This window comes from Streptomyces sp. NPDC087901 (assembly GCF_044742205.1).
In the GTDB taxonomy this organism is placed as follows: Bacteria; Actinomycetota; Actinomycetes; order Streptomycetales; family Streptomycetaceae; genus Streptomyces.
On the sequence record NZ_JBIUUC010000009.1, the window covers coordinates 331864 to 357017 of the forward strand.

The 25154-nt window shown below is 70.3% G+C and carries 23 protein-coding genes; 14 read left to right on the top strand and 9 right to left on the bottom strand.

Annotated elements, in window-relative coordinates; translation table 11 throughout:
* Positions 1 to 187 precede the first annotated feature (187 nt).
* Entirely contained in the window at positions 188 to 1546 is a 1359-nt protein-coding gene (locus tag ACIOEW_RS27085; RefSeq protein WP_401966578.1) for an ROK family protein, read from the bottom strand.
* A 145-nt stretch (positions 1547 to 1691) separates the two neighbouring features.
* Here ACIOEW_RS27085 and ACIOEW_RS27090 point away from each other — a divergent pair, with 145 nt between their 5' ends.
* The 5 genes from ACIOEW_RS27090 (at position 1692) to ACIOEW_RS27110 (ending at position 7836) form a co-directional block, all read left to right on the top strand.
* Positions 1692 to 3005 carry an ABC transporter substrate-binding protein gene (locus ACIOEW_RS27090; protein ID WP_401966581.1) on the top strand — a complete coding sequence of 438 codons (1314 nt, stop codon included), beginning with the start codon at positions 1692 to 1694 and terminating at the stop codon, positions 3003 to 3005.
* Positions 3006 to 3015: 10 nt separating this feature from the next.
* Positions 3016 to 4026 carry a carbohydrate ABC transporter permease gene (locus tag ACIOEW_RS27095; protein WP_401966583.1) on the top strand — a complete coding sequence of 337 codons (1011 nt, stop codon included), beginning with the start codon at positions 3016 to 3018 and terminating at the stop codon, positions 4024 to 4026.
* Positions 4019 to 4927, top strand: a complete 909-nt coding sequence (locus ACIOEW_RS27100; RefSeq protein WP_401966586.1) for a carbohydrate ABC transporter permease — start codon at positions 4019 to 4021, stop codon at positions 4925 to 4927. Before ACIOEW_RS27095 ends, ACIOEW_RS27100 begins: the two co-directional genes overlap by 8 nt.
* Positions 4928 to 4947: 20 nt before the next feature.
* Entirely contained in the window at positions 4948 to 6306 is a 1359-nt protein-coding gene (locus ACIOEW_RS27105; RefSeq protein WP_401966634.1) for a GH1 family beta-glucosidase, read from the top strand.
* Between the two features lie 255 nt (positions 6307 to 6561).
* The gene (locus ACIOEW_RS27110; protein WP_401966589.1) at positions 6562 to 7836 is read left to right on the top strand and encodes an acyl-CoA thioesterase/bile acid-CoA:amino acid N-acyltransferase family protein; all 1275 of its coding nucleotides are present in this window, start codon (positions 6562 to 6564) and stop codon (positions 7834 to 7836) included.
* A gap of 58 nt (positions 7837 to 7894) precedes the next feature.
* On the opposite strand, the gene ACIOEW_RS27115 is transcribed toward ACIOEW_RS27110, so the two are convergent.
* The gene (locus ACIOEW_RS27115; RefSeq protein WP_401966592.1) at positions 7895 to 8488 is read right to left on the bottom strand and encodes a TetR-like C-terminal domain-containing protein; all 594 of its coding nucleotides are present in this window, start codon (positions 8486 to 8488) and stop codon (positions 7895 to 7897) included.
* Positions 8489 to 9482: 994 nt separating this feature from the next.
* Here ACIOEW_RS27115 and gndA point away from each other — a divergent pair.
* Positions 9483 to 10925: an NADP-dependent phosphogluconate dehydrogenase gene (gene gndA, locus ACIOEW_RS27120; protein ID WP_401966595.1), complete on the top strand. Its 1443-nt coding sequence runs from the start codon at positions 9483 to 9485 to the stop codon at positions 10923 to 10925.
* A gap of 34 nt (positions 10926 to 10959) precedes the next feature.
* Here gndA and ACIOEW_RS27125 read toward each other — a convergent pair whose 3' ends face one another.
* A complete protein-coding gene (locus ACIOEW_RS27125) occupies positions 10960 to 11655 on the bottom strand; it encodes a type 1 glutamine amidotransferase domain-containing protein (protein ID WP_401966598.1) in 696 nt (231 codons plus the stop codon).
* A 309-nt stretch (positions 11656 to 11964) separates the two neighbouring features.
* A complete protein-coding gene (locus ACIOEW_RS27130) occupies positions 11965 to 12903 on the bottom strand; it encodes a MerR family transcriptional regulator (RefSeq protein ID WP_401966601.1) in 939 nt (312 codons plus the stop codon).
* 244 nt (positions 12904 to 13147) lie between these two features.
* Between ACIOEW_RS27130 and ACIOEW_RS27135 the strand changes: the two genes are divergently transcribed.
* The 6 genes from ACIOEW_RS27135 (at position 13148) to ACIOEW_RS27160 (ending at position 19244) form a co-directional block, all read left to right on the top strand.
* On the top strand, positions 13148 to 14221 hold the full coding sequence (locus ACIOEW_RS27135; protein ID WP_401966603.1) for a Dyp-type peroxidase: 1074 nt from the start codon (positions 13148 to 13150) through the stop codon (positions 14219 to 14221).
* Positions 14218 to 15015, top strand: coding sequence for a family 1 encapsulin nanocompartment shell protein (locus tag ACIOEW_RS27140; protein ID WP_401966606.1), 798 nt, complete (start codon positions 14218 to 14220; stop codon positions 15013 to 15015). Before ACIOEW_RS27135 ends, ACIOEW_RS27140 begins: the two co-directional genes overlap by 4 nt.
* 90 nt (positions 15016 to 15105) lie before the next feature.
* Positions 15106 to 16743: a PucR family transcriptional regulator gene (locus ACIOEW_RS27145; protein ID WP_401966609.1), complete on the top strand. Its 1638-nt coding sequence runs from the start codon at positions 15106 to 15108 to the stop codon at positions 16741 to 16743.
* Between the two features lie 108 nt (positions 16744 to 16851).
* Positions 16852 to 18243: a diaminopimelate decarboxylase gene (locus tag ACIOEW_RS27150; protein ID WP_401966610.1), complete on the top strand. Its 1392-nt coding sequence runs from the start codon at positions 16852 to 16854 to the stop codon at positions 18241 to 18243.
* 75 nt (positions 18244 to 18318) lie between these two features.
* Positions 18319 to 18804 (top strand): MarR family transcriptional regulator, encoded by a 486-nt coding sequence (locus ACIOEW_RS27155; RefSeq protein ID WP_362554927.1) that lies wholly within the window; start codon positions 18319 to 18321, stop codon positions 18802 to 18804.
* Positions 18801 to 19244 carry a hypothetical protein gene (locus ACIOEW_RS27160; RefSeq protein ID WP_362554925.1) on the top strand — a complete coding sequence of 148 codons (444 nt, stop codon included), beginning with the start codon at positions 18801 to 18803 and terminating at the stop codon, positions 19242 to 19244. Before ACIOEW_RS27155 ends, ACIOEW_RS27160 begins: the two co-directional genes overlap by 4 nt.
* A 411-nt stretch (positions 19245 to 19655) precedes the next feature.
* Here the strand turns inward: ACIOEW_RS27160 and ACIOEW_RS27165 are convergent, their stop codons facing one another.
* The 3 genes from ACIOEW_RS27165 to panD all read right to left on the bottom strand — a co-directional run bounded on the left by ACIOEW_RS27165 (position 19656) and on the right by panD (position 21235).
* A complete protein-coding gene (locus ACIOEW_RS27165) occupies positions 19656 to 20294 on the bottom strand; it encodes an aspartate/glutamate racemase family protein (protein WP_401966613.1) in 639 nt (212 codons plus the stop codon).
* Positions 20295 to 20407: 113 nt separating this feature from the next.
* Positions 20408 to 20779, bottom strand: a complete 372-nt coding sequence (locus tag ACIOEW_RS27170) for a GNAT family N-acetyltransferase (RefSeq protein WP_362554922.1) — start codon at positions 20777 to 20779, stop codon at positions 20408 to 20410.
* 30 nt (positions 20780 to 20809) lie between these two features.
* Positions 20810 to 21235, bottom strand: a complete 426-nt coding sequence (gene panD / locus ACIOEW_RS27175; RefSeq protein ID WP_362554920.1) for an aspartate 1-decarboxylase — start codon at positions 21233 to 21235, stop codon at positions 20810 to 20812.
* A 597-nt stretch (positions 21236 to 21832) separates the two neighbouring features.
* On the opposite strand from panD, the gene ACIOEW_RS27180 reads away from it, so the two are divergent.
* Positions 21833 to 22084, top strand: coding sequence for a helix-turn-helix domain-containing protein (locus ACIOEW_RS27180; RefSeq protein ID WP_401601218.1), 252 nt, complete (start codon positions 21833 to 21835; stop codon positions 22082 to 22084).
* 457 nt (positions 22085 to 22541) lie between these two features.
* On the opposite strand, the gene ACIOEW_RS27185 is transcribed toward ACIOEW_RS27180, so the two are convergent.
* Complete coding sequence (locus ACIOEW_RS27185; protein ID WP_401966616.1) at positions 22542 to 23006, bottom strand: MarR family winged helix-turn-helix transcriptional regulator; 465 nt, start codon at positions 23004 to 23006, stop codon at positions 22542 to 22544.
* Positions 23007 to 23036: 30 nt separating this feature from the next.
* Here ACIOEW_RS27185 and ACIOEW_RS27190 point away from each other — a divergent pair, with 30 nt between their 5' ends.
* The gene (locus ACIOEW_RS27190) at positions 23037 to 24107 is read left to right on the top strand and encodes a GNAT family N-acetyltransferase (RefSeq protein ID WP_401966618.1); all 1071 of its coding nucleotides are present in this window, start codon (positions 23037 to 23039) and stop codon (positions 24105 to 24107) included.
* Between the two features lie 348 nt (positions 24108 to 24455).
* Here ACIOEW_RS27190 and ACIOEW_RS27195 read toward each other — a convergent pair whose 3' ends face one another.
* Positions 24456 to 24989: a GNAT family N-acetyltransferase gene (locus ACIOEW_RS27195; RefSeq protein ID WP_401966620.1), complete on the bottom strand. Its 534-nt coding sequence runs from the start codon at positions 24987 to 24989 to the stop codon at positions 24456 to 24458.
* Between the last annotated feature and the right edge of the window lie 165 nt (positions 24990 to 25154).

Consider the following 25154-nt stretch of genomic DNA (forward strand, 5'->3'; position numbering starts at 1 on the left):
GTCGCCCTCGCCATGAGCCGGGGAGGGCCGGCCCTGCGGTCGCTCCCCGGCCCGGATGCCGAGCCTGCCCCGATGCCGCCCCTACCCGAATACCGGCCCTGCCCAGGTGCCGACGTCGCCGATGCACGTCGCCGATGCCCGCTGCCGCCATGCACGCCCGTCAGCGCCCGCCTCCTCGCGTCTCACCTCACCCCGTCGCGTCCGACGTCGTCCGTGACCGTTCCCGGTTCCGTACGGCATCCGCGGCGGTCCGGAAACCCGGTGCCGGGCCGCCGGGCTGCGGCTCGGGCGACGGGCGGCTGCCGCCCCTCGCCAGGAAGTCGGCGAGCGGCAGGGTCGCGGCGCCGACCGTGACCGCGTCGGGGCCGAGCCGGCCCAGCTCGATCGTGGTCCGGGCCGCGGCATGGCGGAGCGCGTACTCCCGTGCGTAACGGCGGATGTCGGGCAGCAGGTGCGGGCCGATCAGCAGGCCCGCCCACCCTCCGAGCAGAATGCGCTCGGGCAGGAAGAGGTTGATCAGGTCGCCCAGAGCAGCGCCCAGGCATGCGGCTGTCTCGTCGAGGACCGAGACCGCCAGCGGGTCGGGTTCGCCGCCGGGGCCGGGGTAGGCGGCGGCGAGCAGCGCGGCGAGCGCGGTCTCGTCGTCGGCGTCGGCGGGCAGCGGGCCGCCCGCCTCGTGCCAGCGCTCGCGCATCGCCTCGGCGCCTGCGTACGCCTCCAGGCACCCTGTCGAGCCGCACCGGCAGCGTCGGCCGCGCAGTTGCACGGTGGTGTGGCCCCATTCGAGGGCCATGCTGCTGCGGTCCTCGTCGAGCAGGTCGCCGTGGTTGACGCAGGCGCCGACGCCGGAGCCGATGAGAGCGACGGCCGAGGCCCCCGCACCGCGTCCGCCGCCGAACCACATCTCGGCCTGGCCGAGCGTCTTGGCACCGTTGTCGATGAAGAACGGCACCTCCTTCGGGACCCGGACGGCGTCACGGAGCAGCCGCTCGAAGGGGACGGCGCTCCAGTTGATGGTCTGGCCGTGAACGACGGAGCCCACGTCCCCGACCGAGCCGTCCGGTGCGTCGCGTTCGATGATGCCGGGGACGCCGATCCCGATGCCGAGGAGCCGGCGCGGATCGGCGCCGGCGTCCCGCAGGACGTCGGCGACCCCGCTGCGGACGTGGCCGACGATGCGGTTGACGTCGTAGCCGTGCTGGGCCAGCAGCCTTTCCGTGCGGGCGAGTTCGGTGAGGGCGAGATCGAAGAGCTCGACCCTGATCCGGGTCTCGCCGATGTCGATGCCGATGAGGAGGCCACCCCCGGGGGCCACACGCAGCAGAGTGCGGGGACGGCCGCCGTCGGAGTCGACGACACCGGCCTCCTCCAGGAGACCTTCCGCGGCAAGTTCCGCGACGACGTTACTGATGGAACCTGAACTCAGCCCGGTGACGGGACCGAGCTCCTGGCGGCTCAGCGGGCCGTCGAAATACAACCGTTGCAATACCCTCGCCCGGTTGCCCCGTCGCAGGTCACGCACGGTCCGTCTGTTGCGCTCAGCCATGTGGCTCCTTCCCTTCCCGCAACATACCGTGACCGCGGGACTTGACGCGACCTTCTCTCACCTCTTAAATCACGTCATAAATTAAGCCCTGAAGGTCGTTCGTTTCTTGAACGCGGCCTTCCTCCCCGGAAAGGGGCCATCCCGCATGCGCACCATCAGAGCCGCAGCAGCCGCCACCCTCGCGATCTCCATCGCCGCCGGAGTCACCGGCTGCGGAGGCGGTACGTCCTCGGGCGGCGGCAGCAACGATTCACCCAAGACCCTCACGTACTGGGCGTCCAACCAGGGCCCCAGCATCGAGGCCGACAAGAAGATCCTGACCCCCGAGCTGAAGAAGTTCGAGGAACAGACCGGCATCAAGGTCAAGCTGGAGGTCGTCCCCTGGGCCGACCTGCTCAACCGGATCCTCGCCGCCACCACGTCCGGTCAGGGCCCGGACGTGCTGAACATCGGCAACACCTGGTCGGCCTCCCTCCAGGCGACGGGCGCGCTGCTCCCCTGGGACAAGGCGAACTTCGACGCGATCGGCGGCCGGGACCGCTTCGTCGACTCGGCGGTCGCCTCGGCCGGGGCGGAGGGCAAGGACCCCTCCGCGGTGCCGCTCTACTCGCTCGCGTACGCCCTCTACTACAACAAGAAGAGCTTCGCCGAGGCGGGCATCACCAAGCCCCCGGCCACCTGGGACGAGCTGGTCGCGGACGGCAAGAAGCTGTCCAAGGACGGCAAGTGGGGGCTGGGCGCCGAGGGCGCCAACCTGTCCAACAACATCCACCAGACATTCGTCCTGGGCCAGCAGCACGGTGCGGACTTCTTCGACGCCGCCGGAAAGCCGACCTTCACCTCCGACGGTGCCGTCACGGCCGTGAAGCAGTACATCGACCTCATGGCCAAGGACAAGATCATCGCGCCGGGCAACGCCGAGTACGCCCAGAACCAGTCCCTGACGGACTTCGCCAAGGGCAAGACCGCGATGGTGCTGTGGCAGGCCGCCGCCTCGACGTTCGCCTCCCAGGGCATGAAGCCCGAGGACTGGGGAGCGGCCCCCGTGCCCGTCGCGTCCGGCACCCCCGGCCAGGGCAAGAACATCAACTCCATGGTCGCCGGCATCAACATGGCGGTGTTCAAGAACACCAAGAACATCGACGGCGCGAAGAAGTTCGTGAAGTTCATGACGAGCGACGCCGAGCAGAAGCTGCTCAACAAGACCTACGGGTCCATCCCCCCGGTCAAGACCGCCCAGGCCGACGCCGCGTTCTCGGCGCCCGACCTCGCGGTCCTGCGCGACACGCTGGCCAAGAGCGCGGCCCCGCTGCCGCAGGTGCCCAACGAGTCGCAGTTCGAGACGGCCGTCGGCACCGCGGTCAAGGAACTGTGGGCCGACGCCGCAGCCGGACGCCCCGTGACCACCGAATCCGTCAAGGCGCGCCTCGAAAAGGCCCAGCAGACGATGCAGCAGTAAGGCACTCCTGATGACCGCCACCGTGACCACCGACAGCCGGGCGGAGAATTCCGACAGGGTGACGAGCCGGGGCACCGGGGGTGCGCGCAGGAGACTGCCGCGCATCCCCGACCGGATCCGCCAGGGCGGACTGCCCTATCTCCTGCTCCTGCCGGCCGTCCTGCTCGAACTTCTCATCCATGTGATCCCGATGATCATCGGGATCGTGATGAGCTTCCGCCGGCTCACACAGTTCTTCATCGGCAACTGGGGCGCAGCGCCCTGGACCGGCCTCGACAACTACAGGATCGCCGTCGATTTCAACGCCCCGATCGGCGAGGCGCTGCTCCACTCGTTCTTCGTCACCTGCGTCTTCACGTTCTTCGCCGTCGGCCTGGCGTGGCTGTTCGGTGTCACGGCGGCGATCATGCTCCAGGAGAACTTCCGCGGCCGCGGATTCCTGCGGGCGATCTTCCTCGTCCCGTACGCCCTGCCGGTCTACGCGGCCGTCATCACCTGGGCGTTCATGTTCCAGCGGGACAACGGGCTGGTCAACCACGTGCTCCACGACCAGCTCGGGCTGACCGACCAGCCGTCCTTCTGGCTGATCGGTGACAACAGCATCTACGCGCTGATCGTCGTCTCGGTCTGGAAGGGCTGGCCGTTCGCCTTCCTCATCGTGATGGCGGGGCTGCAGAACATCCCGCGCGAGCTGTACGAAGCCTCCGCGATCGACGGCGCCGGCATCTGGCAGCAGATCCGCAAGATCACGCTGCCGTCGCTGCGCCCGGTCAACCAGGTCCTGGTGCTCGTCCTGTTCCTCTGGACGTTCAACGACTTCAACACCCCGTACGTGCTGTTCGGCAAGGCGGCACCTTCGAGCGCGGACCTCATCTCGATCCATATCTACCAGTCGTCGTTCGTCACCTGGAACTTCGGCACCGGATCCGCGATGTCCGTGCTCCTGCTGCTGTTCCTGCTGGTCGTGACGGCCGTCTACCTGCTCATCACCTCGCGCGGAAGGAAGGGTGCAGATGCCTAGCCATGCCCAGCCGGCCGCGCTGTCGAGAGCGGCCAAATCAAGATCACGGTCGCGGTCGCCGATGGCCGCGCCGCAGTCCTTCCTCTGGACCCGCCGCATCATCCTGGCCTTCCTGACGGCCTTCGTCCTGCTCCCCGTGTACGTGATGATCAGCAGCTCCCTCAAGCCGCTCCAGGACGTCTCGGGGAAGTTCCACTGGATCCCGTCCGGGCTGACCGTCAAGCCGTACCTCGACATCTGGGACACCGTCCCGCTCGCCCGGTACTTCGTCAACTCGCTGGTGGTGGCGGGCTCGGCGACGGTGCTCTCGGTGATCATCGCGGTGTTCTCCGCGTACGCCGTCAGCCGCTACACGTTCCGCGGCAAGCGGGTCTTCACCGTCACGGTGCTCTCCACCCAGATGTTCCCCGGCATCCTCTTCCTGCTCCCGCTGTTCCTCATCTTCGTCAACATCGGGAACAGCACCGGAATCGCGCTGTACGGCTCGCGCGGCGGACTGATCCTCACGTATCTGACGTTCTCGCTGCCGTTCTCCATCTGGATGCTGATCGGTTACTTCGACTCGATCCCCAGGGACCTGGACGAGGCCGCCCTCGTCGACGGCTGCGGACCGCTCGGCGCCCTGTTCCGGGTCGTCGTGCCGGCCGCGGTGCCCGGCATCGTCGCCGTCGCCGTGTACGCGTTCATGACGGCCTGGGGCGAGGTCCTCTTCGCCTCCGTCATGACCAACGACACCACCCGCACGCTCGCCGTCGGCCTCCAGGGCTACGCGACACAGAACGACGTCTACTGGAACCAGGTCATGGCCGCCTCGCTCGTCGTCAGCGTGCCGATCGTCGGCGGGTTCCTGCTCCTCCAGCGCTACCTCGTCGCCGGCCTCACCGCGGGAGCCGTCAAGTGACCACTTCGGAAAGGAAGTCCGTGAACGACCTCAGCGCCCTCCCGGCCGACTTCACCTGGGGCGTCGCCACCGCCGCGTACCAGATCGAAGGAGCCGCGGCCGAGGACGGCCGCGCGCCCTCCATCTGGGACACCTTCTCCCACACCCCGGGGAAGGTGGACGGCGGCGACACCGGGGACGTCGCCTGCGACCACTACCACCGGGTCCCGGAGGACATCGCCCTGATCAAGGAGGTGGGGGCGGGCGCGTACCGCTTCTCGCTCGCCTGGCCGCGGATCGTCCCGGGCGGTGACGGCCCGGTCAACGCGGCCGGTCTCGACTTCTACGACCGGCTGGTCGACGGCCTCCTCGACGCCGGGATCACCCCGTTCGCCACGCTCTACCACTGGGACCTCCCGCAGGCGCTCCAGGACCGCGGCGGCTGGACCGTCCGCGAGACCGCCGAGCACTTCGCCGCGTACACGTCCGTCGTCGTGGACCGCCTCGGCGACCGCGTGAAGGACTGGGCGACCCTCAACGAACCGCTCTGCTCGGCCTGGATCGGGCATCTGGAGGGCACGATGGCGCCGGGTCTCACGGACCTGACCGCCGCCGTCCGCGCCTCGTACCACCTGCACCTCGGACACGGTCTCGCCGTCAAGGCGATACGGGCCGCGTGCCCGGACGCCCGGGTCGGCATCGTGAACAACCTCAGCCCGGTGGAGGCCGCCACCGACCGCGAGGCGGACCGGGCCGCCGCCGTGCGCGGTGACGGGCACACCAACCGCTGGTGGCTCGACCCGATCCTCGGGCGCGGCTATCCGCAGGACATGGTCGACCTGTACGGAGTCGAACTCCCCGTGCAGGAAGGCGACATGGAACTCATCGCGGCGCCGCTCGACTGGATGGGCGTGAACTACTACTTCCGCCAGGTCGTCACCGCCGACGCGCATGGCCCCGTGCCGCACGCCAAGCAGGTCTATCTGCCCGGCTCCCGCCACACCCACATGGACTGGGAGGTCCACGCGCAAGGCCTGGAACAGCTGCTCCTGCGCCTGACCGGGGACTACGGCGTCCAGCGCATCTACGTCACCGAGAACGGCGCGGCCTACCAGGATGTCGTCCTCGCCGACGGATCGGTGCACGACCCGGAACGGACCCAGTACCTGGAGGAGCATCTCGCCGCCTGCGCCCGCGCCGTCCGCAAGGGCGCCCCGCTCGCCGGCTACTTCGCCTGGTCCCTGCTGGACAACTTCGAGTGGGCGTACGGCTACGACAAGCGGTTCGGCCTGGTTCACGTCGATTACGGGACGCAGCGCCGCACCGTCAAGAGCAGCGGCCGGCGCTACGCCGAGCTGGCCCGCGAAGTGGCGGCGGGCCGCTCACGCAAGGCCGCCTGACCTCTCAGTGAGGGCGTAGGGGCCACCCCGGCAGCCTCCGGCCGCGACAGACGACCGTCGCCGCCGGAGGTTTCGCGTCTCGCGCCTATCGGTTCGTGCCTCTCGGTTCGCGCCTCTCGGTTCGCGCCTCGTTCGGCCAAGAATTCGACAAGTCCGATTACGGGTTGTCCGATCCTCGGCGCGGAACCTCCTCCACGTGATTGGTTTCTTTCCCTGTACAGCTACTGCGGCAACGCCGAGTTGAGGGGGCGCATCGTGAGGACGAAGAGCGTGAACGGCCGTGCGGCAGGGTGGCGGACTCGCGCAGTCGCGGCGGCGTGCTGCCTGACCCTGTCGGGTGCGGGGGCTTGTTCGTCGGGGCCCGAACACAGCACCCGGGCGCGCATCCAGGTGGACCGGCCCGAATCTCTGGCGGATGCCCCTGTCCAGGTCCGGGTCACGGGCCTGCATCCGCACGAGGAGGTCACCCTGACCGCAGGCTCCGTGGATCGTGAGGGCGTTCGATGGGCCAGTCAGGCTGTCGTCACCGCGAACGATTCGGGAACGGTGGACCTGGACCGTGCACGATCCCGGTCAGGCACCTACCGCGGCGTGGACGGCATGGGGCTGTTCTGGTCCATGAAGCCGCGTGACATGGACGCGGGCAAGGCGGCGTTCTTCCCGAAGCTGCCGGAACAGCAGGCGTCGTACAAGGTGAATCTCGCTGTGGAGGCGGGCGGCAAGCCGATCGCGACGCGCTCGCTGACGCGAACGTGGATGAGCGAGGGCACGACCCACCAGGCGTTGAGCGGGGGCAGGATCGGCGTGTTCGGGGCCCTTTACCTGCCGCCGCCCCACGCGCCTCGACGCGCACCGGTCCTGAGCATCGGCGGCTCGGAAGGCGGAGTCAGCAACTCGTTCGCCGCCGCCTTGCTCGCCTCCCACGGGCACCCCGTTCTCGCTCTCTGCTACTTCGGCTGCCCGGGACGTCCGGAGACCCTGGAGAACATCAAGCTGGAGTACTTCGCCACGGCCGCCCGTTTTCTGGACCGGCGGTACGGCGCGGGTAGCCGCAAACCTGTCGTGATCGGGATCTCCCGCGGCACGGAGGCAGCCCAGCTCCTCGCCCACACCTACCCCGGCCTCGTCAGCGACCTCGTGCTCTACGCACCGTCCCGGAGCACCACCCCGGGGTACCCGCACGGCGTGGCATGGACCCGGGACAACGACCCGGTCGATTTCACACCCATCCCACTGGACGACGTCAACGGCGACATCCTGGCCGTCGCGGGGAACGACGACCGGCTCTGGCAGTCGGCCGACGCCGCCCGCAGCATAGGGGACGAGCGAACGCGCCCGGGCCGGCAGCGCGAGGCACTGGTCTACAAGAACGCGGGGCACCACATCGGCTGGTATCCCTACAGCGCCACGGCCCGGTACGCCAAGAACCCGATCTCGGGCAGCTACATGGATCTCGGCGGGACCGTGTCCGGGAACGCCCACGCACAGGCCGATGCCTGGCCCCGCGTGCTCAGCCTCCTCGGTGGGTGAGACGGCATCATGGAGAACTCGGCCGCCTTACGCCGGCCGGGGGCCACGTCCACGGGATTCACTCGCCGCGTCCTGCCCCACCGATCGCCGACGGCCAGTTGGCCAGCAGGAAGTGCAGTGCCTCGACGGCACGCTCCCACGACGTCTGCACCGCTCGCGGCGCACCGAATCCGCCGTCCGCCTCAAGGGCGGTGAACCCGTGGAAGGTGCTGCGCAGCAGCCGTACCGCGTCCGTGAGATCGGGTTCGGTCAGGCCGTAGGCGCGCAGCATCGACGAGGTGGTCTCGATGGTCCGGTGGTACGCGGGCGCCGCGGCGACGACGGCAGGATCGACGCGCATCCGCGTCGCCTCGTACCGGCCCGGGCACTCCAGCGCGAAGGACCGGTAGGCGTCGGCGAAGGCGATCAGGGCGTCCCTGCCGGCCCGGCCGGCCACGGCGGCCTCGATCCGGTCGATGAACTCCCCCGCGGCCAGCAGCGCGACCCTGGTACGCAGATCCTGGAGGTTCTTGACGTGGGAGTACAGGCTGGCGTCCTTGACGCCGAAGCCGCGGGCCAGCGCGGAAATGGTGACCTTGCCGAAGCCGATCGAATCGGCCAGGTCGGCCGCCGCCGCCACGACCCGGTCGGTCGTGAGCCCCGCGCGAACCATCCCCACCCCCGTCGACGTACTGCCTAGACCCCTTAGCTTTCTCCGGAATATACACAGGCGGGGGCCGGGCCGGGAAAGCCGGCGGCCCGCGGTGGCCACGGATTGCCGTGAGCACCGCGGGCTATTGCGCCGCGCCGACAGCGGGGAGTGGGACGACGCGGGCAATTTATGGGGAGAGCGCTCTCCTCGCAGGCAGGGCGCGGCTGCCGAGAAGAGCGAGCGCTCCGGGCACTTGACGGCTACCGGCCGTTCCGGCCGCACAGGGAGCGGCGCCGGCCGGTCCCGCGTGCGTGATCCCGGGAAATTCCGCGGCAACGAGGCCAGTAAGGCTGCGAAAGCAGGCGGGGACCCAACCTCCTCTTATGGAGCACCGCCGGACGGGATCCTGGCGGACACGGCCCTGTCGCCATGCGAACCTCCACGCCACTCCGCGTCCGCGCACACGGGGCGTGCGGCAAGAAGAGGGAGGCAGCTGGATCGCACATCGCGGAGAGGCCCTTGGTGACGGTGACCGGAAGGAGCGGGAGAGCGCTCTCCCGTTGACTTTCAGTGTTGCGCCGCAGCGCGAGAACTGTCAAGGGATGCCTGAACAACAGCAGCAGAGCCGCCTGTTGGTGGTACACGCGGGTACCCGACGGGCGGCCGACGAACCTGCGGATTTCACAGCTGACGAGCAGATCGGCGAAGCAGACAGAACAGGTGCCGTACCCCGACGCCGATGTCCGACGTGCCCCGGGAACGGTGCCTGACGGGCGAGGCGGGTGTCCGCGCAGGCACCGACCCGCCAAGCGCTTCGTCAAGCGCCAGGAACTCTTCCACGGCTCCCGCACGCACGCACGGACCGGGCCCGGAGCGGGAGGGGCCGGGTGTCGTCCGTCCTTGAACAGGCCGTCCTCCCGTCCCGTATCCATACTGGACAGCGCGGCCTCCCCGTGCCCCGCCCCGGTCTAAGTACCGGTCCTCGCCCTCCCCGACAGATTGCAGGAGCAGACAGATGAGCGGCACTGCGCAGATCGGCGTCACCGGACTCGCGGTGATGGGCCGCAACCTGGCCCGAAACTTCGCCCGCAACGGCTACACCGTCGCGGTACACAACCGCACGACGGCGAAGACGGATGCCCTGGTCGACGAGTTCGGCGACGAGGGGACCTTCGTGGCCGCGCGCACGCCCGAGGAGTTCGTCGCCGCGCTGGAACGGCCGCGCCGCCTGGTCGTCATGGTGAAGGCGGGCGAGCCGACGGACGCGGTCATCCAGGAGTTCGCCCCGTTGCTGGACGAGGGCGATGTCATCATCGACGGCGGCAACGCCCACTTCGAGGACACCCGGCGCCGGGAGAAGGAGCTGCGCGAGCGCGGCGTCCACTTCGTGGGCGCGGGCATCTCGGGCGGCGAGGAAGGGGCGCTGAACGGGCCCAGCGTCATGCCGGGCGGTTCGGCCGAATCGTACGAGTCGCTGGGGCCGATGCTGGAGAAGATCGCGGCGAAGGCGAAGGACGGCACCCCCTGCACCACGCACATCGGTCCGGACGGCGCCGGTCACTTCGTCAAGATGGTGCACAACGGCATCGAGTACGCAGACATGCAGCTGATCGCGGAGGCGTACGACCTGTTGCGCACGGTGGCCGGGTACTCCCCCGCGAAGATCGCCGAGACCTTCCGCAGCTGGAACACGGGCCGCCTCGACTCGTATCTGATCGAGATCACGGCCGAGGTCCTGGCCCACACCGACGCCTCGACCGGAAAGCCCTTCGTCGACATCGTGCAGGACCGGGCGGAGCAGAAAGGCACCGGGCGCTGGACGGTGCAGATCGCACTGGATCTGGGCGTACCCGTCTCCGGGATCGCGGAGGCCGTCTTCGCCCGGTCGCTGTCGGGCCACGCCGACCTTCGGGAGGCGGCGAAGGAGCTCGCGGGGCCCACTCCCGCGCCGCTCGGCAAGCAGGAGGCCGCCGCCTTCGCCGACCGGGTGGAACAGGCCCTGTACGCGTCCAAGATCGTCTCGTACACCCAGGGGTTCCATCAGATCCGGGCGGGCAGCGAGGCCTACGACTGGAACATCGACCTCGGCGCCGTGGCATCGATCTGGCGGGCCGGCTGCATCATCCGGGCGGCCTTCCTGGACCGCATTCGCGCGGCGTACGACGCCCGGCCCGAGCTGCTGAGCCTGCTCTCCGACAAGCAGTTCGCCGAGGAGATCGGTGCGGCGCAGGACGACTGGCGTGCGGTGGTGGCCGAGGCGGTGCGCCAGGGGGTGCCGACCCCCGGGTTCGCCGCAGCGCTGTCGTATTACGACGGTCTGCGCGCCGAGCGGCTGCCGGCGGCGCTCACCCAGGGGCAGCGGGACTTCTTCGGCGCGCACACCTACCGCCGCGTCGACGTCGAGGGTTCCTTCCACACGCTCTGGGGCGGGGACCGGTCGGAGGTGGGGGCGGGCTGATCCGGCGGTCGACAGCAGGCGTGGCCGGCCCGCTTCAGCCGATCCTCTTGAGCAGTTCGTCGGCGAGCGGAGCGGCCGATGCCGGGTTCTGACCAGTGACCAGGTTGCGGTCGACGACCACGTGCGGGGTCCACGGGCCGCCCTCCTGGAAGTCGGTGCCGACCTCCACGAGACGGTCCTGAAGCAGCCACTTGGCCCGGTCGGCGAAGCCCGCCTGGCTCTCCTCGGTGTTGGTGAAACCGGTGAGCCGGTACCCGGCGAACGCGTTGGTGCCGTCGTCCTTCGTGGCGGCGAGCATGGCCGCCGGGGCGTGGCAGACGACACCGAGCGGCATCCCCGACTCCAGAGCCCGGGTCAGCAGCCTGCCGGAGTCGGCGTTCACCGCCAGATCCTCCATCGGGCCGTGCCCGCCCGGGTAGAACACCGCCGCGTAGTCCGCCGGGTCCACGTCCTCCAGCTTCAGCGGGTGCCGGAGCTCGGCCATGCCGGCGACGGACGCCGCCACCTTGTCGGCGTTCTCCTGGCCGTCGTTGAACTCGGGGGCCAGGCTCCCCCGGTCCACCGTCGGAACCACTCCGCCGGGGGTGGCGACGACGATTTCGTGTCCCGCGGCCCGGAAGCGCTCGTACGGGGCGACGACCTCCTCCGCCCAGAAGCCGGTCGGGTGCGCGGTTCCGTCGGCCAGAGTCCAGTGGTCGGATCCGGTCACAACGAAAAGGATCTTTGCCATGTCACGTCTTTCGGCGGGCCGGGGCACTCTGCGCCCAGCAGGGTTACGCGCTCCGGCGGCCCGGATCCGGATCGCCGTCACGCCGACGGATTCGACGGTACGGCTGCACACCCGCAGGCCCCGCACAGGATCGCGAGCACAGCGACAGAAGATCCCATGGGATGACGGGAATGAGGCAGACGGCTGCCACCACCCGGCGGATCTCAGCCGCCCCGCGAACCCATGTGTCGACCTGGTCCGTGGCCGTCTCCTGCGGGCCGGCCGCAACCCGGTAGTCCCGGACCGGCCGGACCGGGAGGATCAGCCGGATCAGCCGGGGATCCGAGCTCGCAGCGCCGCGCTGAACCAGTCCAGTTCGGGCGACAGCTGGTCCGGGGCGGGCCATCGGTTGACCACGGCGAGCAGGTGGAGGTACCGCTCTCTGCGCGGATCGTTGACGGTGTCGAGGCGGGCCAGCAGCCGCTGCCGGAGAGCGTCGTCGTCCGGCCGGCCGCAGAGTAGCGCGTACGCGGCCGTCACCGCGTCGACGACGGGACCGGCCTGCGCGGAGCCCGGGGCGACACCAGCCGCGCGCGCCGGGGCTGCGTGGTCGCGGATCACCGCTTCCGGACCGCGCCCGGGGAGGCCGCCGGTACGATCGGCCCGGTCCGCCACATGGTGTTCGGCCGTGCGTCGCATGACCGTCCGGAAACCGGGGTCCAGGGACAGTTCGGCCAGTTCGATCCACGCTTCCGTCTCTTCCTCGGCGGGGTTGTCCGACAGCTGCGGCGTCATCGACATCCTGACGCCCGGCATGCCCGTCTCCGCACCCGGTCCGTTGAAGACCTCGTCGTGGAACTCGCGGGTCAGTGCCTGTCGTTCTTCCTCGGACAGCGTGGCCAGTCGGTGCATGAGATCCATCTCCTCAGGGGTCGATTCGCGTCTGGCGGCGGCCATGAGCACCGCGCGTCGCACGCTCAGCACCCGGATCTGCACCGCGAGCGCCTCCGCGTGCGCTGCGGCGAGCTCGGCCGGCGGGGTGTCCCGTGCCACTGCCTCGCGGATCGTGGACAGGTCGAGTCCGAGCGCACGCAGCGTCCGTACCAGCTGGAGACGCGCCACGGCGTCGGGCCCGTAGCGGCGGTAGCCGGCCGGGGTGCGGCCGGCGGGCGGCACGATCCCGCGGTCCGAATACGAGCGGACGGTCTTGACCGTGAGCCCGGTCCGCCGGGCCAGCTCGCCGATCGAGAGGTGCGTGTCGCCGTTCATGCGCCCACCCTGCTGTCTCCCCCGGGGGGAGACACAAGCCCGTCCGCCTGCTGGTGCGTCGCCGGCCCGGTTCCGGCCGTTGAGCCCCGGCGTCGCCTGGCCCTCTGCCGGTCGCCCGGTCGGGTGACCCGGGGTGCGGCGGGGCCCGGGGTGTGGGTAAGTGGCAGCGGGCCCGCTCGCCGTACCTGCGACGGGGCAGTGTTCCACCGCGTCGTACCGCCGAGCCAGCTCATGGAGCCGCCGCATGCCCGAGACCAACGAGGAACGGGCCGCGGCGCAGCCCGTCGTAGCCCCGCTGACCAGTGCGGCGCTGATCCTGGTCGCCACGATCGAGCCCGGTGGTGAGCCGGTCGTCCATGAGGCGCTGCCGGATCTGGCGGCGTTCGCCCGCTCCATCGGGTTCCGCTACCCGGATGCCGGGCTGGTCTGTGTGACCGGGTTCGGCTCCGATGCCTGGGACCGGTTGTTCTCCGGTCCGCGACCGGCCCTGCTGCACCCCTTCCAGGAGCTGCACGGCGCCCGCCATCACGCCCCCGCCACCCCGGGCGACCTGTTGTTCCACATCCGGGCCGAGCGCATGGACGTGTGCTGGGAGTGGGCGTCGCAGCTGCTGGACCGGCTGGGCGGGGCGGTGAAGGTCGTCGACGAGACGCACGGATTCCGCTACCTCGACCACCGGGATCTGCTCGGGTTCGTCGACGGCACGGAGAACCCGGTGGGCGACGATGCCCGGTCCGCGGCCCTCGTGGGGGACGAGGACCCCGAATTCGCGGGCGGCAGTTACGTCGTCGTACAGAAGTACCTGCACGACCTGACGACGTGGAACGCGCTGACGACCGAGGAGCAGGAGCGGGTGATCGGGCGGACCAAGTTCACCGACGTCGAGCTGGCCGACGACGTCAAGCCCGCCGACTCGCATGTCGCGCTGAACACCATCACCGACCCGGACGGCACGGAGCGCGACATCCTGCGCGCCAACATGCCGTTCGGCAGTTTCGGACAGGGCGAGTTCGGTACGTACTTCATCGGGTACGCCGCCGACCCCGACGTCACCGAGCGGATGCTGCGCAACATGTTCCTCGGTGATCCTCCCGGCACCCACGACCGCATCCTCGACTTCTCGACCGCGGTCACCGGCACGCTCTTCCACGCCCCCGGCGCCGACTTCCTCGGCGCCCCGCCGCCGTCGCCCGCCTACGCCCAGGCCACGCCCCAGCCGGAGCCGGCGTCCGCGCCGGTGGCCAGGGCCGTGGTCGCGCCGGTGGTCCGGGACGGTTCGCTGCGCATCGGCAGCCTGCAAGAAAGCGTCCAGAGATGAACAACCTCCATCGCGAACTCGCCCCTGTCACCCAGGCCGCCTGGGACCAGATCGAAGAGGAGGCCCGGCGCACCTTCAGCCGTCATCTGGCCGGCCGCCGCGTCATCGACGTCAGCGGTCCGGAGGGGCCGCAGCTGGCCGCGGTCGGCGACGGCCATCTGTGCGACATCGATCCGCCCACCCCTGACGTCATCGCCCGCGCCCGTACGTCGATGCCGGTCATCGAGTGGCGGGTGCCGTTCACCGTGACGCGGGCAGCTGTCGACGATGTCGAGCGCGGCTCGGACGACAGCGACTGGCAGCCTGTCAAGGACGCGGCCCGGACCTGTGCGTTCGCCGAGGACATGGCGATCATCGACGGTTACGCCGCGGCCGGGATCGCCGGTCTGCGGGACGGCTCCTCGCACACCCCGCTGCCGTTGCCCGCCGACGCGCGCGATTATCCGGCCACGGTGAGCCAGGCGCTGACCCGGCTGCGGCTGGCGGGTGTCGACGGGCCGTACCGGCTGCTCCTGGGCGCGGACGCGTTCACGGAGGCGACCGAGACGTCGGACCACGGCTATCCCGTCTCCACCCATCTGGCCAGGCTGCTGGACGACCAGATCCTGTGGGCCCCGGCCGTCGCCGGCGGGGTGCTCCTGTCCACCCGGGGCGGCGACTTCGAGCTGTGCCTGGGCGAGGACCTGTCCATCGGCTACCTGGACCACGACGCGACCGACATCCGGCTGTACTTCCACCAGTCGTTCACGTTCCGGATGCTGACCCCGGAGGCCGTGGTCCCGATCATCGCCTGACCTGCGACGGGTCCTCGGGAGCGTTGCGGGCGGGCCGGACGGGACTTCGCGGACACGACACGGGGTCCACCGCTCGTATGCTCGGCTGCCATGACGAGCCGTACATCCACCTCATCGGAGTCCGCCGCTGTACCGCTGCGCGAGGTCCTGGCCTTCGACGACAGCGGAACGCTGCGCGCGGTGCTGGTCCCGGCGGGCCTCGACGTCGGGGTGCGGGGTGTGGCGGTCGGCGACGAGGGTGCCGCACAGCCTTTCGACGGCTGTCTGGTGCTGGTGGTGGGTGTGCCGGCGGCTTCCGCCGAGGCCGCCGGCCCGGTGCGTGAGGCCGCCGGGCGTGGTGCGTCGGGGGTGGTCCTGCGCGACATGCAAGGGGCGGCCGTCGCCCCGGAGGTGCTGGCCGCCGCCGAGGAGTCGGGCATCGCGTTGCTGACCCGCGCGGAGTGGGCCGACTGGGCGGACACCGCGGCACTGTTGCGCTCCGCGCTGGCCTGCGCACGGGCGGGCCTCGACGAAGGGGCGCCGGGCAGCACCGCCGGTGGCGCGGAGAGCCTGACCGCGCTCGCCGCGACGGTCGCCGGGTACACCGGGGGGTCGATCACCATCGAGGACACCCGGTTCCGGGTGCTGGCCCACTCCGCCACCGGCCCGGAGGCCGACGGGCTGCGCCGGTCGACGATCCTGGGCGGCCGGGTCCCCCAGTGGCGGGTCGCCGAGCTGCGCCGGAGCGGGATGCTGCGGGTCCTGTGGACCTCCCGGGATGTGATCCACCGGGCCGAGGACGCCGACGGCCCGGAGCGCCTGATCATCGCGGTCCGCAGTGGTCCCGAGGTGCTCGGCTCCATCTGGGCCGCCGCGGACGGGCACACATTGTCTCCGCACGCCGCCGATGCGCTGCGCCGGGCGGCGGAGGTCGCCGCACCCCTCCTGGTGCGGCACCGGCTGCGCGAGAGCGGAGCGGCCCGCCGCCGGGAGCTCGCGCTGCGCGGTCTGCTGCACGGGGAGGGCGATGCCCGCACCCATGCCTGGTCCCTGGGCCTGTCGCCCGATGCGGCCTGCGCGGTGGTCGTCGTCGAACGGCACGACGCGGAGTCGGCCGTGGGCGACCGCACCCTCGAGGTCCTCGCGCTGCACGCCGTGTCCTACCGCCCTTCGGTCCAGGTGCTGCGCGACGGTGACCGGCTGCTCGCCCTGCTGCCCGTCGGCGCAGGTCAGGAGCGTGACGCGCTGCGCCTGGCCCGGGAGCTCGCGATGCTGGCCCCGTCACTGCCCGGCGGCGTCCCGGTCCTGGCCGGTGCGGGCCCGGTGGCCGCCACCGCGCTGGGGGTTCCTGCCTCGTGCGAGGAGGCGGCGCTGATCGTGCGGGTGCTGCGCGAGCGCGCGGCCCGCGACGACGGGGCGGACCCGGGCCGGTACGCGGACGCGGCGGCCGTCGGCCCTTCGCTGGACGTCGCGCGGGTACTGGACGCGGTCCGGCCGGTGTGGGAGGCGGGCGGCGGGCCGGTGCACGAGCTGGTGCGGGCCGACCTGGCATCGGGCGGAGAGCTGGTCCGTACGCTGGCCGCCTATCTCGACGCGTCGGGCGATGTGGCCCGGGCAGCCGCCCGGCTGGTGGTGCATCCCAACACGCTGCGATACCGGCTGAGGCGCGCCCGGGAGCGGTTCGGTGTGGACCTGGACGACCCCGACACCCGGCTGCTCATCACACTCGCGGTCCGCCTCACCGGATAGGTTTGACTCCGGTGTCCGTATGGTTCGTTGGCCGTCCGGACAAGAGCCTGCACCGATGCTGTCCTGCCGGACAGAGACTGTGGGGCGACCATCACCGACTCTGATCCCATGAGCCTTTCCGCGTCCTCCTCCGGCCCTTCCTCCTCCACGCCGCCCTCCTCCGCTCCGTCCTCCTCCGCGCGTGTCGCGGCCGCGGTCCGCCACGCCGTCGCCGACGGTCTGCTCGGCGAGTCCTGCCCGGTCGCCGGATTCGTCGACACCGACGGGGTACGTGACTCGGTCGCCGCCCTCCACGAGGCGTTCGCGGGGGTGCCCGGAGTGCTCCACACCTTCGCCGCGAAGGCCGCGTCGCTCGTGCCCGTGCTGCGGCTCCTGGCGGAGTGCGGGATGGGCTGCGAGGTCGCGAGCCCGGGTGAACTGCGCATCGCGCTCGATGCCGGGTTCGCGCCGTCGAAGATCGTCCTCGACTCCCCCGCGAAGACGCGTGACGAGATCCGAATGGCGCTGGCGCTCGGGGTGGCGGTCAACGCCGACAACCTCGACGAGGTGGACCGGATCGCCGCACTGCGGCCCTCGGACGCGGTGTCCGTCATCGGGCTCCGGGTCAACCCCCAGGTCGGCGGCGGGTCCATCGGCGCGATGAGCACCGCCACGGCCACCTCCAAGTTCGGCGTGGCGCTGCGCGATCCCGGCGCGCGGGAGCGGGTCGTGCAGGCGTTCGCGGCGCACCCGTGGCTGACTCGTCTGCACGCCCATGTCGGTTCGCAGGGCTGCTCCCTGGAGCTGATCGCGGCGGGCATCGGTGAGACGTACCGGCTGGCCGAGGAGATCAACACCGCACTCGGCCGCCGGCAGATCACCGGTCTCGACATCGGCGGCGGCCTGCCGGTCAACTTCGCCGACGACACGGTCCGCCCGACGTTCGCGGCCTACGTGGCCGCGCTGCGCGGGGCGGTGCCGGGGCTGTTCGACGGGCGGTACGAGCTCGTCACCGAGTTCGGCCGGTCGCTGCTGGCCAAGAACGGCTTCATCGGCGCGCTGGTGGAGTACACGAAGGATGCCGGGGGCCGCCGGATCGCGCTCACCCACGCGGGCGCGCAGACCGCCACCCGTACCGTCTTCATGCCGGACGCCTGGCCCCTGCGGGTCGGCGCGTTCGACGCCGACGGGCTTCCGAAGGCCGGACCGGCGCTCGTCCAGGACATCGCGGGCCCGTGCTGCTTCGCGGGAGATGTCGTCGCGCACGCCCGGGAGCTGCCCGAACTACGGGCGGGCGACTACGTCGTGCTGTACGACACCGGCGCGTACTACTTCTCCACGCCGTGGGCCTACAACAGCCTGCCGCGGCCCGCCGTGTACGGATTCGGCACCGGGGCGGGCACGGGACAGGACGGGCCGGCAGTCCGCTTCGCTCCGGTACGCGACGCCCAGTCGCTGGACTCGATCGCCGCGGAGAGCGGGCTGGCGCACGCCGACGCCCTGCTGCACCTGCACTCCTGACCCCTCACGGACGGCCGTCGAGCCGTCTCCACTATTTAGTAGCCATGGATATAGTAGCCATGTACCGTATCTGTCATGAGCAAAGCACCTGAGGGTCCGACCCCCGGCTTTCTGGTCTGGCGCCTGTCGATGAAATGGCGGGTGGCCATCGACCGGGCACTGGGGCCGCTCGGGCTGACACACGCGCAGTACTCACTGCTGGGATCCCTGCTGGGGATGCAGCGGGCGGGGCTGCGGCCGAGCCAGCGCGCGCTCGCGGACCACACCGGACTCGAAGCGCTCTATGTCTCGAAACTGGCACGCAGCCTGGAAGCCGCCGGGCTCGTCGAACGGGCCACCGACCCCGCCGACACCCGGGCCGTCCAGCTGTCCCTGACCGACGAAGGCCTCGCGGTCGCCGGCCGCGCGGTCGAAGTCGTGCGACGGCTCGTCGACGGACTGCTCGCACCCCTGGGCGGTCTTGACGGACCTGACACCGCGGCGTTCACCCGGGCGCTGACAGCACTGCTCGACGTGCCGGTTCCCGCAGTCACCGATCCATCCACCGAGGAGTCATCATGACCACCGCACCCAGCGTCAACGGTCAGGTCATCGGCCAGGCCCACTACGCCACGCGCGCCGTTCTGGAACGGCTGCTGGCGGAGACAGGCGCCACCTTCCACCAGTCCGTCGCACTGAACGCGACGGCGGACAGCGACGGGATCATCGAGCGCGACCGGCTGGTCGAGCGGATGACCTCCACGCTGAAGGTCGACGCCATGACCGCCGAAGCAGCCCTGTCCGGACTGCTCGCGCAGGGGCTGCTGGAGGAGCAGTCGGCCGACGTGGCACGGCTGGCCCTGACGGCCGCGGGCAGGGAGGCGCACCGTGCGCAGCGGGCCGGCATCGCCACGATCACCACCCGGCTGTACGCGGACCTGCCGGCCGAGGACATGGCGGCGGCGGGCCGGGTACTGACCGAACTCACGGCCCGCGCCAACGCCGTACTGGCCGAGGGCTGAGCCCCTCGGCCGCCGGCGTCGGTGCGGTCAGCCGACCGGTGAGGGTTCCGGCTCGGGCGGCGGCACCGGCTCGGGGTTCGGCGCGGGCGGCTGCGGGATCGGGTCGGGCGCCGGGCCCGGGGGTGTGGGCACGGGCGGCGTCGGCCCCGGGCCGGGCGGAACAGGAGTGGGCTCCGGCAGCGGCCGGGGCGGGCCCGGCAGCGGTCCGGGAGTGGGCGCCGGCGGTACCGGGTCGGGGAACGGGTGGGTCATCTCGGGCCTCCGAACGGTCGGGGTGGATCTCCTCCACCGTCTCCCGGAGCGGCTGCCCGCGCCCGGCGAGCCCACACGTACGGGCTGCGGATGCTTCGGCCGGTCCGTGGCCTCACCCGCTCGGCCACCGGCGCCCGCTCGCCGTCTCCGGTGAGGGCGTCAGTGCGCGGCCGCGGCCGCCGCGGCGTCCAGACCCGGCCGGGGGCTGGACAGGACCGGGATGCGGGTTGCCGTACGAGTGACCGCGCCCGCCATGGAGGCCTGGGCGAGCACGATCACGTCGGCTTCCGTCACGGCGTCGACCGCGGCCGCCACGAGATCCAGATATCCGTCATGATCGCCGGCCTCGAAGCGCCCCCAGGCGCCGTCGACCAGCACCGTACGCACCTCCAGGCCCGGCTCGCCCGCCTGCTCGGCCTCCTGCGCGAGCAGCGCGCAGGTCGGCTCCAGGGTGGAGTGGAGCGCCGCCAGGACGGTGACCCTTCCCGCGCGAACGGCAGCGGCCGCCATCGGCCGGTCGACGCGCAGGACCGGGACGCCGAGCCGTGCTCCGACGGACTCGGCGACCCCTCCGATCGTCGAACAGGTGCAGAGCACTGCGGTGGCCCCGTCGGCGACGGCAGCGGCGACCAGTGCCTCGACGTCGCCCGTCACCGTCTCCGGGCCCTGCACCCCGGCCCGGTCGAGCAGGTCCTTGTGCACGAGGTGGCGCAGGACGAGACCGGGGTGGTGGGCGTCGCGCAGGGCGTCGAAGACCGGGACATGGACTGGGGAGGTGTGCAGAAGTGCGAGGCTCATCCGCGACACGCTACCGGCACCCCGGCCCGCGTCCGGAACCGCGCCGCCTCGGGCGAGAACGCCATCGGCCGTGACGCGGGCACCTCTGACACGCACTCACACCGGCCGAGGCCTCAGTAGAGTTCGGGGTGAACAGCGAGCTCCTTCTTCGCCCGCTCCACCAGCTCCACCGGGGCCTCGGGGGCCTCGTCGGGGTGGCGCGACGCCCACTTCGCGGCGTACGGGCAGAGCGGGACGACGGGGACACCCTCGCGGGCCGCCATGGAGTAGAACTCCTTGACCAGGGAACCGCCGATGCCCTTGCCCTCGTGCCCCTGCTCGACGACGGTGTGCACGGCGACGAGCGCCGCGGGCGTGCCGTCCAGCACGAAGTACACGATGACCCCGGCGGCCTCGCCGTCCACGTACGCGAGCAACTTGCCCGCCGCCCTGTCGTCACGGATGTCGGGCACGGTCCGTCCGGTCTGTCCGGCCTGCTCTGCCATGGCGGATGCTCCCTCGCTCAGTTAGGCGCTTCAGCGCGCCGCGGGCACGGCGTGCGGACTGCGTTCGGTGTCGGTACCCGGCACGGGCGCGGAGGCGTCGGCACCGAGCTCGACAATCCGGTTCTCCACGTCGACATGGACGATACGCGGAACCAGCCCGCGCGCCTCGGCGTCGTCGACCTGCGCGTAACTGATCAGGATGACCAGGTCACCGGGGTGCACGAGGTGGGCGGCGGCGCCGTTGATCCCGATGACACCGGAGCCGCGCTCGCCCTCGATGACGTACGTCTCCAGGCGGGCACCGTTGTCGATGTCGACGATGTGGACAAGCTCGCCGGGCAGCAGGTCGGCGGCCTCCATCAGCGCGGCGTCGACCGTGACGGAGCCGACGTAATGCAGGTCGGCCTGGGTCACGGTGGCCCGGTGGATCTTGGACTTGAACATTGTTCGCATCATCGAGACACTCCTGGACATAGGCTCCCTGCCTGCATTTATGCAGGTCAAGTGCGGTTTCCCTACCTTACAACGAGTCGCATGTTCGGTCAGCTTTCGCAGGGTTTTCAAGGACTGATGCTGACCAACTGCTGACTTTCCCGACGCACCGTCAGGCGTTGCGGGAGAGCTTCGCCGACCCTCCTGGACTTCACCGCGACGACTGCACAAGCCTACGCAGCAGCCTCCGAAGAGTGTCCGTGATCACCGTCACTCTGGCGTCTGGGCCGAGGTCAGGAGCGAGGGCGGTCACCGGGGATCCGGGCTGCGCACCACCCTGGGTCAGCCGACCCAGGCCTCTCAACACCCCCTCAAGGAAGAGGCACCAATGGTTCAACAGGAATCCGAGGGGCCTAAGCGGCGCGGCAACATAGCCGCGGATCGCCGGTTAGCCAAACCGGCGATTCTCATGACCATGGCTATAGCTCGTCCGGTGACTCGTCCGGTGACTCCTGGCGCTGACACAGGGCGGGCGTCAAGGACGTTTGGAATTCGGCCGGAGCAGAGCGCGAGTCGATGCCGCGATCGAGCTCAGGCCAGCCTCAAGGAGCCATCTTGCCCGTGGAACCGCAGTCGCACTCCGACGAGACCCGCACCGATATCAACTCGTCGGGCAGGCGCCGCAGCGTCGAGCCCGTCCTTATGGACACCTCTGAGGTCGCCACGATGCTCAACATGTCCACGAGCTGGGTCTACAAGGAGGCATCGAAACTGGGCTTGAAGGGCTACAAGCTCGGCCGAGGAAGGAACGCCAAGGTGCTGTACAAGAAGGCCGAGATCTTCAAGTGGTTGGACCAGCAGAAGATCCATTAACGCATGCCTCCGCGAGGTCAACGAGGTTCGACCCACCCACGCCGCCTCGGTCACGGCTGGCTCAAGAGATACCTCACCCTCACGAATAGCCGTCATTACCAACTCCTGCTGACACCCGATCAAAGTGACCCGCAATCAGGTGAAGCACCCGACACACCGGAAGGTGAGCCGGCCAACCCGGCGGGCAGCCCACTGGTCGGTGATGGAGATGGCGGACATCTGCGCCTCCAGGGCGACGCGCCGGGCGCCGTCCGGCGCGCCTCAGTTGGCAGTGCGGCGTTCGTGCGACCAGACGCCGGCCTCGGCACGTCTTCCGCATTAACGGCGCCGGGTCCCCACGACCCCGCTCGGTACTCCGCGACAGGCCCGGCCCTGCGCAGGACGCAGACGATGCTTGCCAGACCCACCTGGTGCGGCAACTCTCCTGCCGACATCAGCCTCCGAGGCTGATCAGTGGCTACTGGTCGTTGGCGAGTTTCTGCGCGATTCGGTCGAGCACCGCGAGCTCCTCGGGGTCGAGACGGTCGATGAAGTGCAGGCGTACGGACGCAACGTGGGCGGGGGCGGCGTGCCGCAGTGTCTCCCATCCTGCCGGGGTCAGCGCGAGAAGGCAGCCCCGGCCATCGGCGGGATCGGGTGCGCGGCGGATGAGTTCGCGTGCCTCCATGCGGGAGGCGTGCCGGGACAGGCGGCTGCGTGACCAGCCCATCTTGGTGGCTTGGTCGTGAAGGGTGCTGGTGCCGTCCGGGCGCTCGGACAGGGTGCTGAGTACCTCGTAGTCCGGCTCGGACAAGCTGAGTGCGGCCAGGTCTCGTGTGGTGCGGACCTGGACCGCGGTCACCATGCGGAGGTACGAACGCCAGGCGTGCTCCTCGTCGGAAGTCAGCCATCGGACCTGGTTGCCCGTCTCATTCGTTGACATGTAACCAATCTACTCGGTAGTTTCGCTTCCATGACAACGAAACGATTGCGCGTCCTCGTTCTGGTCTGCAGCACCCGGCCCAATGCACTCGGCCACACCGCCGGACGGTGGCTGACCGAAACGCTCGCACCGAGTGCCGAACGGCTCGGCGTGGACTTGGTGCCCATGGCAATCGGCGATCTGGGACTGCCGTTCCTGGACGAGGAAGAGCACCCGGCCGGCGGAGTCCACCACCACGAACACACCCGGCGCTGGAGCAGGATCGTCGACGGCGCGGACGGCTTCGTCCTCGTGACACCCGAGTACAACTACGGCATGCCGGCCACGCTGAAGAACGCCCTCGACTATCTGGGCCCCGAGTGGGCCTGGAAGCCCGTCGGTTTCGTCAGCTACGGCCACACCTCCGCCGGCACCCGGGCGGTCCAGCACGCCAAACAAGTAGTGACGACACTGCGGCTGGTGCCCCTCGGAGCGACTGTCGCCCTGCGGATCACGGAAGTGCTACAAGGCGACCGCTTCGCCCCCGAAACGCGCCATGCGGAGGCAGCGCAGGGCCTGCTCGATGAACTGGCACAGCTCGCACGGGCCCTGCGCCCCATGCGCGAGCGCGAGCACGCCTCGTCCGTCACAGGCCCGCTCCCCGGCTCGTACGCGCGTCGGCTCGACCCGAACGATGCCCCCCATGTCACAGTTCTGCAGCGCTGCTGCTGGACGGAGGAGGCACTCGCCAACGACACCCTGGCCGTACCAGCGCTCCACGAGAAGCCGGCCGACGTGCGTTCCTGGCTGGCCGACTGGCACACGACGGGCCTCTGGCAGGACGGCCGGCTGGTCGGCATGGTCCGCACCCGCCGCACCGGCACCGACCTCCACGTAGGACGGCTCGCCGTCGCCCCCGACCTGCGAGGACTCGGCCTGGGTCGCTGGCTGCTGCACCAGGCCGAATCGGCCGGGGAGGGATGCCTGCGCATCGTCCTGTCCACCGGCGCCGCCAGCCAACGCAACCTCTCCCTCTACGCACGACAGGGATACGCGGCGCTCCCCGATGCCCATCAGGACGGTACGGTGGGCCTGGCCAAGGCCGTTGCGGCACAGGCATGAACACGCGCTTCGCGGACGGTCGGTCTGTCCGAATCCGGTCAGGCGGCCGTCGGGGAACCACCTGACTGCGTACCCGGAACGCGCACGTCACGAGTGCCACTCGTCCCAATGCCGCCAGGGCGGGCGGACTCCATGGTCCGCACGATCTCGCGGACCGTACAGCCAAAGCGCTCTACCGTCCGGCTGCCACGGTCAGACCGCCACAACAGCCCGCATCCCGGAGACGTGACTTCCTCCACAAGGATGTAGGCAATGCCGGAGCGAGCCGGGGCCGGCCCCGTGTTGCGCCCCTACACCCGGCGGGCGGCACAGCACCTGTTCACCAACGGTTTACATCCGGTCAGCCTTTCAGCCGCCAGCCGCACGAACCCAAGGAGACGACACATCCCATGAACTCGTACGGTCCGCTTCAGGGCACGGGTGCATCCGCCCGGTCTGCGTTCGGCAGAGGTAGAACAGCTCGGGGTCGCCCTCATCGAGACCGTGGAGAAGGCCGGCCGGGCTCCAGCCGGCTCTTTGGAGCAGGCGCTGCATCGGCTGGTTGGAGACGTTGGCCGAGGTGAAGAGCTTCGGTGTCGTGCACGAGGCAGCCACGGCGTCCAACAACCGATGGCCAACGCCCCTGCCGCGGGCCGATGGGGCCACCATGAGCATCGTGACGAAGCCCTGCTCGAAGAACGTGTACTCAACCACGCAGTAGCCAAGCAGGCCAGACACGTCCTCCGCCACGACCACCAGGCCCTGCTGGCACCATCTTCGGATACTCGCCTGTCTCCCGACATCACCTTCGACCGCGACCGAGTCGATCTCAACCAGCGCGTCCGACTCCGACTCACTCGCGCTGCGCACAACGAACTCACCGAGGTCTACTGCATCGTCCATGAGCCCATGCTCTCAGTTCGCCCATAGGTCCTGTTTCTCGGATCCTCTGACACGAGCGGGGTGTTGGAGTCAGGCTGGCTGTATGGGCCGTGGGGATCTGACGAATGCGGAGTGGGATCGGCTGGAGTCGTTCTTGCCTCCTGGTGGTGCGCGTGGAGGTAGGTG